The organism is Escherichia sp. UTM R2 (genome assembly GCF_048593455.1).
GTDB lineage: Bacteria > Pseudomonadota > Gammaproteobacteria > Enterobacterales > Enterobacteriaceae > Escherichia > Escherichia coli.
The window spans coordinates 2,544,653-2,556,972 of sequence record NZ_JBFWDY010000002.1 but is presented as its reverse complement, the minus strand read 5'-3'; the positions used below and the strand labels follow the sequence as shown (position 1 = coordinate 2,556,972).

Here is a 12,320-nt window from a genome sequence, read left to right as displayed (position 1 = left end):
CAGGGGAGAGAACATGACGCAGCCATTGGTCGGAAAACAGATTCTCATTGTTGAAGATGAGCAGGTATTTCGCTCGCTTCTGGATTCATGGTTTTCCTCATTGGGAGCGACAACGGTACTGGCGGCTGATGGGGTGGATGCCCTTGAGTTGCTGGGAGGTTTCACTCCAGACCTGATGATATGTGATATCGCGATGCCACGAATGAACGGGCTTAAACTGCTGGAGCATATACGTAACAGAGGCGACCAGACCCCAGTTCTGGTGATATCTGCCACTGAAAATATGGCAGATATTGCCAAAGCGTTACGTCTGGGCGTTGAAGATGTTTTGCTGAAACCAGTTAAAGATCTGAATCGCTTGCGCGAGATGGTTTTTGCCTGTCTCTATCCCAGCATGTTTAATTCGCGCGTTGAGGAAGAGGAAAGGCTTTTTCGCGACTGGGATGCAATGGTTGATAACCCTGCCGCAGCGGCGAAATTATTACAGGAACTACAACCGCCGGTTCAGCAGGTGATTTCCCATTGCCGGGTTAATTATCGTCAATTGGTTGCCGCGGACAAACCCGGCCTGGTGCTTGATATTGCCGCACTTTCGGAAAACGATCTGGCATTTTATTGCCTTGATGTCACCCGAGCTGGACATAATGGCGTACTTGCTGCCTTGTTATTACGCGCATTGTTTAACGGATTATTACAGGAACAGCTTGCACACCAAAATCAACGGTTGCCAGAGTTGGGCGCGTTATTGAAGCAGGTAAACCATTTACTTCGTCAGGCCAATCTGCCGGGGCAGTTTCCGCTATTAGTTGGCTATTATCATCGCGAACTGAAAAATCTCATTCTGGTTTCTGCGGGTCTGAATGCGACGTTAAATACCGGCGAACACCAGGTGCAAATCAGTAATGGTGTTCCGTTAGGCACTTTAGGTAACGCTTATTTGAATCAATTGAGCCAGCGATGCGATGCCTGGCAATGCCAAATATGGGGAACCGGTGGTCGACTGCGCTTGATGTTGTCTGCAGAATGAGCAAACGATAACGCGGGCTAAATTTGCATTACCTGCTAATGTCGGCTGGTGGTACTATCGTCGCCATTCGTATAAGTAATTGTCTTAATTATGCTAACTCGCCTCCTTTTCAGAACTTAGCCCCTTCGGGGTGCTGATATACTGGGATGCGATACAGAAATATGAACACGTTCAAAACACGAACAGTCCAGGAGAATTTAAATGGCTGCCATTAATACGAAAGTCAAAAAAGCCGTTATCCCCGTTGCGGGATTAGGAACCAGGATGTTGCCGGCGACGAAAGCCATCCCGAAAGAGATGCTGCCACTTGTCGATAAGCCATTAATTCAATACGTCGTGAATGAATGTATTGCGGCTGGCATTACTGAAATTGTGCTGGTTACACACTCATCTAAAAACTCTATTGAAAACCACTTTGATACCAGTTTTGAACTGGAAGCAATGCTGGAAAAACGTGTAAAACGTCAACTGCTTGATGAAGTGCAGTCTATTTGTCCACCGCACGTGACTATTATGCAAGTTCGTCAGGGTCTGGCGAAAGGCCTGGGACACGCGGTATTGTGTGCTCACCCGGTAGTGGGTGATGAACCGGTAGCTGTTATTTTGCCTGATGTTATTCTGGATGAATATGAATCCGATTTGTCACAGGATAACCTGGCAGAGATGATCCGCCGCTTTGATGAAACGGGTCATAGCCAGATCATGGTTGAACCGGTTGCTGATGTGACCGCATATGGCGTTGTGGATTGCAAAGGCGTTGAATTAGCGCCGGGTGAAAGCGTACCGATGGTTGGTGTGGTAGAAAAACCGAAAGCGGATGTTGCGCCGTCTAATCTCGCTATTGTGGGTCGTTACGTACTTAGCGCGGATATTTGGCCGTTGCTGGCAAAAACCCCTCCGGGAGCTGGTGATGAAATTCAGCTCACCGACGCAATTGATATGCTGATCGAAAAAGAAACGGTGGAAGCCTATCATATGAAAGGGAAGAGCCATGACTGCGGTAATAAATTAGGTTACATGCAGGCCTTCGTTGAATACGGTATTCGTCATAACACCCTTGGCACGGAATTTAAAGCCTGGCTTGAAGAAGAGATGGGCATTAAGAAGTAACATCCGTATCGGTGTTATCCACGAAACGGCGTTGAGCAATCGACGCCGTTTTTTTATAGCTTATTCTTATTAAATTGTCTTAAACCGGACAATAAAAAATCCCGCCGCTGGCGGGATTTTAAGCAAGTGCAATCTACAAAAGATTATTGCTTGATCAGGAAATCGTCGAGGGATTTACCTTGCTCATCCATTGCTTTTTTGATTACAGCTGGAGTACGGCCTTGGCCAGTCCAGGTTTTAGTTTCGCCGTTTTCGTCAACGTAGCTATATTTTGCCGGACGCTGAGCACGTTTAGCTTTGGTGCCAGATTTAACGGCAGCAAGGCTATTCAGCAGTTCGTTCGGGTCAATACCGTCAGCGATCAGCATTTCGCGATATTGCTGCAGTTTACGAGTGCGCTCTTCAACTTCAGCAGCAGCCGCGCTTTCTTCTTCGCGACGTTCGTTAACAACAACTTCTAATTTTTCCAGCATTTCTTCCAGCGTTTCAAGTGTACATTCTCTTGCCTGCGCACGAAGAGTACGGATGTTGTTCAGAATTTTAAGTGCTTCGCTCATTGTAGTAATCTCAAACTTATATTGGGGTGGTTTGTTGAGGTAATAATAGAGCCTTAAATTCAGTTGTGCAATAGCCAGGAATGTAAGGAATTCAAAATTGTTCTTTATTTTGTGCCGCCAATAAATATCTTTTCATAAAATTAGCCAGAAAAGACGCGGCATATAGCCCTATTTACACCGATGATTTCGCAGCACGTGAGGTTAAAACTTCCTGATTCATGTCACATTTTATGGGGAGATTATCGTAGGCTGACGACCTTTCAGTCTTCTGTATTAGTTGTGTTTACGAGAATTCCCTATTAAGCGAATGATGAAAAGTAGAACAGTCGCAATAAGAGCATGGACTTAGTATTGCACTATCTCCTGGAGGTCAACAGAGGGCTATTACTTGCGCAACAGGTTAAAGATTGTGAATAGTTACCAGCAGTCATTTACCCGCTTATAACAAGCGAGGCAGTTGTAATGATAGCTCAGAAGGATTATGCAAGGCTTCGTAAGGGAGAACGCATATACCCACTTCTGTGCATACTGTTGAGCTGAAAAACTGACGAATTATGATAAACTCCAGCCAACTTTATTTCATATCATTGAGGGCCTGTGGCTGATGGCACAGCTATATTTCTACTATTCCGCAATGAATGCGGGTAAGTCTACAGCATTGTTGCAATCTTCATACAATTACCAGGAACGCGGCATGCGCACTGTCGTATATACGGCAGAAATTGATGATCGCTTTGGTGCCGGGAAAGTCAGTTCGCGTATAGGTTTGTCATCGCCTGCAAAATTATTTAACCAAAATTCATCATTATTTGATGAGATTCGTGCGGAACATGAACAGCAGGCAATTCATTGCGTACTGGTTGATGAATGCCAGTTTTTAACCAGACAACAAGTATATGAATTATCGGAGGTTGTCGATCAACTCGATATACCCGTACTTTGTTATGGTTTACGTACCGATTTTCGAGGTGAATTATTTATTGGCAGCCAATACTTACTGGCATGGTCCGACAAACTGGTTGAATTAAAAACCATCTGTTTTTGTGGCCGTAAAGCAAGCATGGTGCTGCGTCTTGATCAAGCAGGCAGACCTTATAACGAAGGTGAGCAGGTGGTAATTGGTGGTAATGAACGATACGTTTCTGTATGCCGTAAACACTATAAAGAGGCGTTACAAGTCGACTCATTAACGGCTATTCAGGAAAGGCATCGCCACGATTAATAAGAATTTCTTTACTGACAGGGTGAGCAGGGCACTTTTATCCTGTCAGTTCGTTTTACGCACTTCTTCCGGGCTATATACCCTTCTCGGCAGTTTTTTAACGCCGCTATACGCCTCACAGGGCTCTTAAGCACCGACGTTGACTTGTGACCTGTAAAGTACAATATCCCTGTGTTTAGGCGTTATACATCGTCGCAAATATGATGAAGGCTAATGCTGTCGGTTTATGGAAAAGTTGCTTTGGGTAAACAAAAAAACGGCCCCAGAAGGGGCCGTTTATATTGCCAGACAGCGCTACTGATTAAGCGGATTTTTTCGCTTTTTTCTCAGCTTTAGCCGGAGCGGCTTCTTTTTTCGCTGCAGTTTCACCTTCTACATAATCACGACCGTAGTAGGTATCCAGCAGGATCTGTTTCAGCTCGGAGATCAGCGGGTAACGCGGGTTAGCGCCGGTGCACTGGTCATCGAATGCATCTTCAGACAGTTTATCCACGTTCGCCAGGAAGTCTGCTTCCTGAACGCCAGCTTCACGGATAGATTTCGGAATACCCAGTTCAGCTTTCAGCGTTTCCAGCCATGCCAGCAGTTTCTCGATCTTAGCAGCAGTACGGTCGCCCGGTGCGCTCAGACCCAGGTGGTCGGCAATTTCAGCATAACGACGGCGAGCCTGCGGACGGTCATACTGGCTGAATGCAGTCTGCTTGGTCGGGTTGTCGTTCGCATTGTAGCGAATAACGTTACAAATCAGCAGGGCGTTTGCCAGACCGTGCGGAATATGGAACTGGGAACCCAGTTTGTGCGCCATTGAGTGACATACACCCAGGAAGGCGTTCGCAAACGCGATACCCGCGATAGTCGCTGCACTGTGAACACGTTCACGCGCTACCGGATTTTTAGACCCTTCGTGGTAGGACGCTGGCAGATATTCTTTCAGCAGTTTCAGTGCCTGCAGAGCCTGACCATCAGAGAACTCAGATGCCAGTACAGAAACATAAGCTTCCATGGCGTGAGTTACTGCGTCCAGACCACCGAAAGCACACAGGGACTTCGGCATGTCCATAACCAGGTTGGCGTCGACAATCGCCATATCCGGGGTCAGCGCATAGTCCGCCAGCGGGTATTTCTGACCAGTAGCGTCGTCAGTTACAACCGCAAACGGAGTGACTTCAGAACCTGTACCAGAAGTGGTGGTGACAGCGATCATTTTCGCTTTCACGCCCATTTTCGGGAACTTGTAGATACGTTTACGGATATCCATAAAGCGCAGCGCCAGCTCTTCGAAGTGAGTTTCCGGATGTTCGTACATAACCCACATGATCTTCGCGGCGTCCATCGGGGAACCACCACCCAGCGCGATAATCACGTCTGGTTTGAAGGAGTTTGCCAGTTCTGCACCTTTACGAACGATGCTCAGGGTCGGGTCCGCTTCTACTTCGAAGAAGACTTCAGTTTCAACGCCTGCTGCTTTCAGTACGGAAGTGATCTGATCAGCATAACCATTGTTGAACAGGAAGCGGTCAGTCACGATGAGCGCACGTTTGTGGCCATCAGTAATCACTTCATCCAGCGCGATTGGCAGGGAGCCACGGCGGAAGTAGATAGATTTCGGAAGTTTGTGCCACAACATGTTTTCAGCTCGCTTAGCAACGGTTTTCTTGTTGATCAGGTGTTTCGGACCAACGTTTTCAGAGATGGAGTTACCACCCCAGGAACCACAACCCAGAGTCAGGGAAGGTGCGAGTTTGAAGTTATACAGGTCACCGATACCACCCTGAGAAGCCGGGGTGTTAATCAGGATACGAGCCGTTTTCATTTTCTGACCGAAGTAAGAAACGCGAGCCGGTTGGTTATCCTGGTCAGTGTACAGGCAAGAGGTATGACCGATACCACCCATAGCAACCAGTTTCTCTGCTTTTTCTACCGCGTCTTCGAAATCTTTAGCGCGGTACATTGCCAGAGTCGGGGACAGTTTTTCATGTGCGAACGGTTCGCTTTCATCAACAACGGTCACTTCACCGATCAGAATCTTTGTGTTTTCTGGTACAGAGAAGCCTGCCAGTTCAGCAATTTTATAGGCTGGCTGACCTACGATAGCCGCGTTCAGCGCACCGTTTTTCAGGATAACGTCCTGAACAGCTTTCAGCTCTTTACCCTGCAACAGATAGCCGCCGTGGGTTGCGAAACGTTCACGTACTGCGTCATAAACAGAGTCAACAACAACAACAGACTGTTCAGAAGCACAGATTACGCCGTTGTCGAAGGTTTTGGACATCAGTACAGATGCAACTGCACGTTTGATATCAGCAGTTTCATCAATAACAACTGGAGTGTTACCCGCGCCTACACCGATAGCTGGTTTACCGGAGCTGTATGCGGCTTTAACCATGCCCGGACCACCAGTCGCGAGGATCAGGTTGATGTCTGGGTGGTGCATCAGTGCGTTAGACAGTTCAACAGAAGGTTGATCGATCCAGCCGATCAGATCTTTCGGAGCACCGGCAGCGATAGCAGCCTGCAGAACGATATCAGCCGCTTTGTTGGTGGCATCTTTTGCACGCGGGTGCGGGGAGAAGATAATGGCGTTACGGGTCTTCAGACTGATCAGCGATTTGAAGATAGCAGTTGAAGTCGGGTTAGTGGTCGGAACGATACCGCAAATAATACCGATTGGTTCAGCGATAGTGATGGTACCAAAAGTGTCGTCTTCAGACAGAACACCACAGGTTTTTTCATCTTTATAGGCGTTGTAGATATATTCAGAAGCAAAGTGGTTTTTGATCACTTTATCTTCGACGATACCCATGCCGGATTCGGCAACGGCCATTTTCGCGAGTGGGATTCGAGCATCTGCAGCAGCCAGAGCGGCGGCGCGGAAGATTTTGTCTACTTGCTCTTGAGTGAAACTGGCATATTCACGCTGGGCTTTTTTTACACGCTCTACGAGTGCGTTAAGTTCAGCGACATTAGTAACAGCCATAATGCTCTCCTGATAATGTTAAACTTTTTTAGTAAATCATCTGCTCGAATACGAGAGTATAGTCAGTGCGGTGATGATTTGCTTAACCGATGAAAATCAAAAGCTTACTCGCGCTCACACTCACTGTGATTTACTAAAAGAGTTTAAACATTAGAGTTATTATCTCTAATGCGTCACTTCCAGGTGGCGTAAGCAAGATTACTCACTTCTGGGTACTGATTACGTGATCCAAATCAAATTTTTGCAAAGCTGACACCTTTCAGCATCGCTTTTCGCCATTATAGCTAACAGTTAATAAATTGTAGTATGATTTGGTGGCTACATTAGCATGCTTTGCACAACTAGATAACAATAACGAATGATAGCAATTTTAAGTAGTTAGGAGGTGAAAAATGCTGTCAAAAGGCGTATTGTCAGCGCGTCTTTTCAACCTTATTTATGGCTAACATTATCCGGCTTTTGCTTCGGAGCTAACCGTGATTCAGACCCTTTTTGATTTTCCCGTTTACTTCAAATTTTTCATCGGGTTATTTGCGCTGGTCAACCCGGTAGGGATTATTCCCGTCTTTATCAGCATGACCAGTTATCAGACAGCGGCAGCGCGAAACAAAACTAACCTTACAGCCAACCTGTCTGTGGCCATTATCTTGTGGATCTCGCTTTTTCTCGGCGACACGATTCTACAACTTTTTGGTATATCAATTGATTCGTTCCGTATCGCCGGGGGTATCCTGGTGGTGACAATAGCGATGTCGATGATCAGCGGCAAGCTTGGCGAGGATAAACAGAACAAGCAAGAAAAATCAGAAACCGCGGTACGTGAAAGCATTGGTGTGGTGCCACTGGCGTTGCCGTTGATGGCGGGGCCAGGGGCGATCAGTTCTACCATCGTCTGGGGTACGCGTTATCACAGCATTAGCTATCTGTTTGGTTTCTTTGTGGCTATTGCATTGTTCGCTTTATGTTGTTGGGGATTGTTCCGCATGGCACCGTGGCTGGTACGGGTTTTACGCCAGACCGGCATCAACGTGATTACGCGTATTATGGGGCTATTGCTGATGGCATTGGGGATTGAATTTATCGTTACTGGTATTAAGGGGATTTTCCCCGGCCTGCTTAATTAATTCCTTTCAAATGAAACGGAGCTGCCATGCTCCGTTTACTTCGTCATTATTTTTACTTTGTTCCCGCGCAGTTATCAAAAGCAAAAGGAATAGGTAAAAATATTCTTCTCAAATTACAGTTAGTTATAAGGATTTCCTTAACTGCTTCTCCTCACCATCATGTTATTTTCGCCACATCATAATCCTGGGCTTGCTGAAGAATAATTGAAATGATATTAGTAATTCCACTGCCTTTGGTAGAGGAAAGTTCTAAATAATAATCAATTGTTAAATTATTGTGCATTTCACTACTGGAACTGTAATCAGAAAAGATAGACATGCTTAGCCAATCTCTATTTGATTGAATTGAAAGATGTTTGTTAAGGCATGGATGCAAGCTATAGATTCTGATACGGTCAATAAAAGAGAATTGCTTAACAATTTTGCAAAATGTATTGGCGAGTAAGAACCGCATTTGGTACTTTCCGGGCAACCGCCAGACGATTCTTTATTGGTAATGAGAATAATTAACAATTAAAGAGCGTCGCGAAAGAATAATGTGTCTCGACAGGGGAGACACAGTACGAATCGACATAAGGTGATCGTCTGAATCACCAGAATAAATAAAGTCGGTGATAGTAATACGTAACGATAAAGTAACCTGACAGCAGAAAGTCTCCGAGCCTGTGCAGGGTCCCAATCCGGGATTACACATGCTGGTTAATACCAGTAATTATAATGAGGGAGTCCAAAAAACAATGACCAACATCACCAAGAGAAGTTTAGTAGCAGCTGGCGTTCTGGCTGCGCTAATGGCAGGGAATGTCGCGCTGGCAGCTGATGTACCCGCAGGCGTCACACTGGCGGAAAAACAAACACTGGTACGTAACAATGGTTCAGAAGTTCAGTCATTAGATCCGCACAAAATTGAAGGTGTTCCGGAGTCTAATATCAGCCGAGACCTGTTTGAAGGCTTACTGGTCAGCGATCTTGACGGTCATCCAGCACCTGGCGTCGCTGAATCCTGGGATAATAAAGACGCGAAAGTCTGGACCTTCCATTTGCGTAAAGATGCGAAATGGTCTGATGGCACGCCAGTCACAGCACAAGACTTTGTGTATAGCTGGCAACGTTCTGTTGATCCGAACACTGCTTCTCCGTATGCCAGTTATCTGCAATATGGGCATATCGCCGGTATTGATGAAATTCTTGAAGGGAAAAAACCGATTACCGATCTCGGCGTGAAAGCTATTGATGATCACACATTAGAAGTCACCTTAAGTGAACCCGTTCCGTACTTCTATAAATTACTTGTTCACCCATCAACTTCACCGGTGCCAAAAGCCGCTATCGAGAAATTCGGCGAAAAATGGACCCAGCCTGGTAATATCGTCACCAACGGTGCCTATACCTTAAAAGATTGGGTCGTAAACGAACGAATCGTTCTTGAACGCAGCCCGACCTACTGGAACAACGCGAAAACCGTTATTAACCAGGTAACCTATTTGCCTATTGCTTCTGAAGTTACCGATGTCAACCGCTACCGTAGTGGTGAAATCGACATGACGTATAACAACATGCCGATCGAATTGTTCCAGAAGCTGAAAAAAGAGATCCCGGACGAAGTTCACGTTGATCCATACCTGTGCACTTACTATTACGAAATTAACAACCAGAAACCGCCATTCAACGATGTGCGTGTGCGTACCGCACTGAAACTAGGTATGGACCGCGATATCATTGTTAATAAAGTGAAAGCGCAGGGCGACATGCCCGCCTATGGTTACACTCCACCGTATACTGATGGCGCAAAATTGACTCAGCCAGAATGGTTTGGCTGGAGTCAGGAAAAACGTAACGAAGAAGCGAAAAAACTGCTGGCTGAAGCGGGTTATACCGCAGACAAACCGTTGACCATCAACCTGCTGTATAACACCTCCGATCTGCATAAAAAGCTGGCGATTGCTGCCTCTTCATTGTGGAAGAAAAACATTGGTGTAAACGTCAAACTGGTTAACCAGGAGTGGAAAACGTTCCTCGACACCCGTCACCAGGGTACTTTTGATGTGGCCCGTGCAGGCTGGTGTGCTGACTACAACGAACCAACTTCCTTCCTGAACACCATGCTTTCGAACAGCTCGATGAATACCGCGCATTATAAGAGCCCGGCCTTTGACAGCATTATGGCGGAAACGCTGAAAGTGACTGACGAGGCGCAGCGCACAGCTCTGTACACTAAAGCAGAACAACAGCTGGATAAGGATTCGGCCATTGTTCCTGTTTATTACTACGTGAATGCGCGTCTGGTGAAACCGTGGGTTGGTGGCTATACCGGCAAAGATCCGCTGGATAATACCTATACCCGGAATATGTACATTGTGAAGCACTAATGGCAATGCGTGGGGCAGGAGTGTCCTGCTCCACGGTGTCTGATTTTTATCGCATTACAGAAGGCACAGGCCAGAAGGTAGGGCAATGTTAAAATTTATTCTACGTCGCTGTCTGGAAGCGATTCCGACGCTATTTATTCTTATTACTATTTCGTTCTTTATGATGCGCCTCGCGCCGGGAAGCCCTTTTACCGGCGAACGTACTTTACCGCCAGAAGTGATGGCCAATATCGAAGCGAAATATCATCTTAATGATCCGATCATGACACAGTATTTCAGCTACCTGAAACAACTGGCGCACGGTGATTTCGGTCCATCGTTTAAATATAAAGATTATTCGGTCAATGACCTGGTTGCATCCAGTTTTCCCGTTTCTGCCAAATTGGGAGCCGCAGCATTTTTCCTTGCGGTAATACTGGGTGTTAGTGCTGGCGTTATTGCCGCATTAAAACAAAACACCAAATGGGACTATACCGTGATGGGCCTGGCAATGACCGGGGTTGTTATCCCCAGTTTTGTGGTTGCACCATTATTAGTCATGATATTTGCGATCATTTTGCATTGGCTGCCAGGCGGTGGCTGGAATGGTGGGGCGCTTAAATTCATGATATTGCCGATGGTGGCGTTGTCACTCGCTTATATCGCCAGTATTGCGCGTATTACCCGTGGCTCTATGATTGAAGTATTACACTCCAACTTTATTCGTACTGCCCGGGCGAAAGGGTTACCTATGCGGCGGATCATTTTACGCCACGCATTAAAACCTGCTCTGTTACCCGTGCTCTCCTATATGGGCCCCGCATTTGTCGGCATTATTACCGGTTCTATGGTCATCGAAACCATTTATGGTTTGCCGGGGATTGGGCAACTGTTCGTTAATGGCGCATTGAACCGTGACTATTCCTTAGTGTTAAGCCTGACCATCCTGGTTGGTGCGTTAACCATTTTGTTTAATGCCATTGTCGATGTGCTATATGCGGTTATCGACCCGAAAATCCGTTACTGATACTGGAGCTCGCGATGATGTTAAGTAAGAAAAACAGCGAGACGCTGGAAAATTTCAGTGAAAAGCTGGAGGTCGAAGGGCGCAGCTTGTGGCAGGACGCACGTCGACGTTTTATGCATAACCGTGCGGCGGTTGCCAGTCTGATAGTGCTGGTGCTGATCGCGTTATTTGTAATCCTGGCACCGATGCTTTCGCAGTTTGCCTATGACGATACTGACTGGGCGATGATGTCCAGCGCCCCGGATATGGAGTCCGGTCACTACTTTGGTACTGACTCATCCGGTCGCGACCTGCTTGTGCGCGTTGCGATTGGCGGGCGTATCTCACTCATGGTCGGTGTTGCTGCGGCACTGGTGGCAGTGGTCGTGGGGACACTTTATGGTTCGCTTTCCGGTTATCTGGGCGGTAAAGTGGATTCGGTAATGATGCGTCTGCTGGAAATCCTCAACTCCTTCCCATTCATGTTCTTCGTCATTTTGCTTGTGACCTTTTTCGGTCAAAACATCCTGCTGATTTTCGTGGCGATTGGCATGGTTTCCTGGCTGGATATGGCTCGTATTGTGCGTGGACAAACCCTGAGTCTGAAGCGCAAAGAGTTTATTGAGGCGGCACAAGTTGGCGGTGTATCGACATCGGGCATTGTTATTCGCCACATTGTGCCGAATGTACTCGGTGTGGTGGTGGTCTACGCATCACTTCTGGTGCCCAGCATGATCCTCTTTGAATCTTTCCTTAGCTTCCTGGGGTTGGGTACGCAAGAGCCGTTAAGCAGCTGGGGTGCATTGCTGAGTGATGGCGCGAACTCGATGGAAGTCTCTCCATGGTTATTGTTGTTCCCAGCGGGATTCCTCGTGGTGACGCTGTTTTGTTTCAACTTTATCGGCGATGGCTTGCGTGATGCCCTCGACCCGAAAGATCGTTAAGGAGT

At 46.8% G+C, this 12,320-nt stretch carries 11 protein-coding genes; 8 read left to right on the top strand and 3 right to left on the bottom strand.

Going from position 1 to position 12,320, the window contains the following annotated elements; translation table 11 throughout:
* Positions 1 to 13 precede the first annotated feature (13 nt).
* Together rssB and galU are read left to right on the top strand one after the other, a co-directional pair.
* On the top strand, positions 14 to 1,027 hold the full coding sequence (gene rssB, locus AB4H76_RS13205) for a two-component system response regulator RssB (RefSeq protein ID WP_000193447.1): 1,014 nt from the start codon (positions 14 to 16) through the stop codon (positions 1,025 to 1,027).
* Positions 1,028 to 1,228: 201 nt separating this feature from the next.
* The gene (gene galU / locus AB4H76_RS13200) at positions 1,229 to 2,137 is read left to right on the top strand and encodes a UTP--glucose-1-phosphate uridylyltransferase GalU (RefSeq protein ID WP_000718995.1); all 909 of its coding nucleotides are present in this window, start codon (positions 1,229 to 1,231) and stop codon (positions 2,135 to 2,137) included.
* Positions 2,138 to 2,280: 143 nt separating this feature from the next.
* Here the strand turns inward: galU and hns are convergent, their stop codons facing one another.
* Positions 2,281 to 2,694 carry a histone-like nucleoid-structuring protein H-NS gene (hns, locus tag AB4H76_RS13195; RefSeq protein ID WP_001287378.1) on the bottom strand — a complete coding sequence of 138 codons (414 nt, stop codon included), beginning with the start codon at positions 2,692 to 2,694 and terminating at the stop codon, positions 2,281 to 2,283.
* A gap of 604 nt (positions 2,695 to 3,298) precedes the next feature.
* On the opposite strand from hns, the gene tdk reads away from it, so the two are divergent.
* A complete protein-coding gene (gene tdk / locus AB4H76_RS13190) occupies positions 3,299 to 3,916 on the top strand; it encodes a thymidine kinase (protein ID WP_000068077.1) in 618 nt (205 codons plus the stop codon).
* A 301-nt stretch (positions 3,917 to 4,217) separates the two neighbouring features.
* On the opposite strand, the gene adhE is transcribed toward tdk, so the two are convergent.
* On the bottom strand, positions 4,218 to 6,893 hold the full coding sequence (adhE, locus tag AB4H76_RS13185) for a bifunctional acetaldehyde-CoA/alcohol dehydrogenase (protein WP_000301651.1): 2,676 nt from the start codon (positions 6,891 to 6,893) through the stop codon (positions 4,218 to 4,220).
* A 392-nt stretch (positions 6,894 to 7,285) separates the two neighbouring features.
* Here adhE and ychE (AB4H76_RS13180) point away from each other — a divergent pair, with 392 nt between their 5' ends.
* Both ychE (AB4H76_RS13180) and ychE (AB4H76_RS13175) read left to right on the top strand, forming a co-directional pair.
* Positions 7,286 to 7,339, top strand: a complete 54-nt coding sequence (gene ychE / locus AB4H76_RS13180; protein WP_211180492.1) for a protein YchT — start codon at positions 7,286 to 7,288, stop codon at positions 7,337 to 7,339.
* A gap of 30 nt (positions 7,340 to 7,369) precedes the next feature.
* Positions 7,370 to 8,017: an NAAT family transporter YchE gene (ychE, locus tag AB4H76_RS13175; RefSeq protein WP_000616773.1), complete on the top strand. Its 648-nt coding sequence runs from the start codon at positions 7,370 to 7,372 to the stop codon at positions 8,015 to 8,017.
* A 157-nt stretch (positions 8,018 to 8,174) separates the two neighbouring features.
* On the opposite strand, the gene AB4H76_RS13170 is transcribed toward ychE (AB4H76_RS13175), so the two are convergent.
* Positions 8,175 to 8,471, bottom strand: a complete 297-nt coding sequence (locus AB4H76_RS13170; protein ID WP_420062597.1) for a hypothetical protein — start codon at positions 8,469 to 8,471, stop codon at positions 8,175 to 8,177.
* 283 nt (positions 8,472 to 8,754) lie between these two features.
* Here AB4H76_RS13170 and oppA point away from each other — a divergent pair, with 283 nt between their 5' ends.
* From oppA to oppC, 3 genes are all read left to right on the top strand, one after another.
* Positions 8,755 to 10,386, top strand: a complete 1,632-nt coding sequence (gene oppA / locus AB4H76_RS13165) for an oligopeptide ABC transporter substrate-binding protein OppA (RefSeq protein WP_001297114.1) — start codon at positions 8,755 to 8,757, stop codon at positions 10,384 to 10,386.
* Positions 10,387 to 10,471: 85 nt separating this feature from the next.
* The gene (gene oppB / locus AB4H76_RS13160) at positions 10,472 to 11,392 is read left to right on the top strand and encodes an oligopeptide ABC transporter permease OppB (protein WP_000911112.1); all 921 of its coding nucleotides are present in this window, start codon (positions 10,472 to 10,474) and stop codon (positions 11,390 to 11,392) included.
* A gap of 14 nt (positions 11,393 to 11,406) precedes the next feature.
* Positions 11,407 to 12,315: an oligopeptide ABC transporter permease OppC gene (gene oppC, locus AB4H76_RS13155; RefSeq protein ID WP_000979661.1), complete on the top strand. Its 909-nt coding sequence runs from the start codon at positions 11,407 to 11,409 to the stop codon at positions 12,313 to 12,315.
* The last annotated feature ends 5 nt before the right edge of the window (positions 12,316 to 12,320 follow it).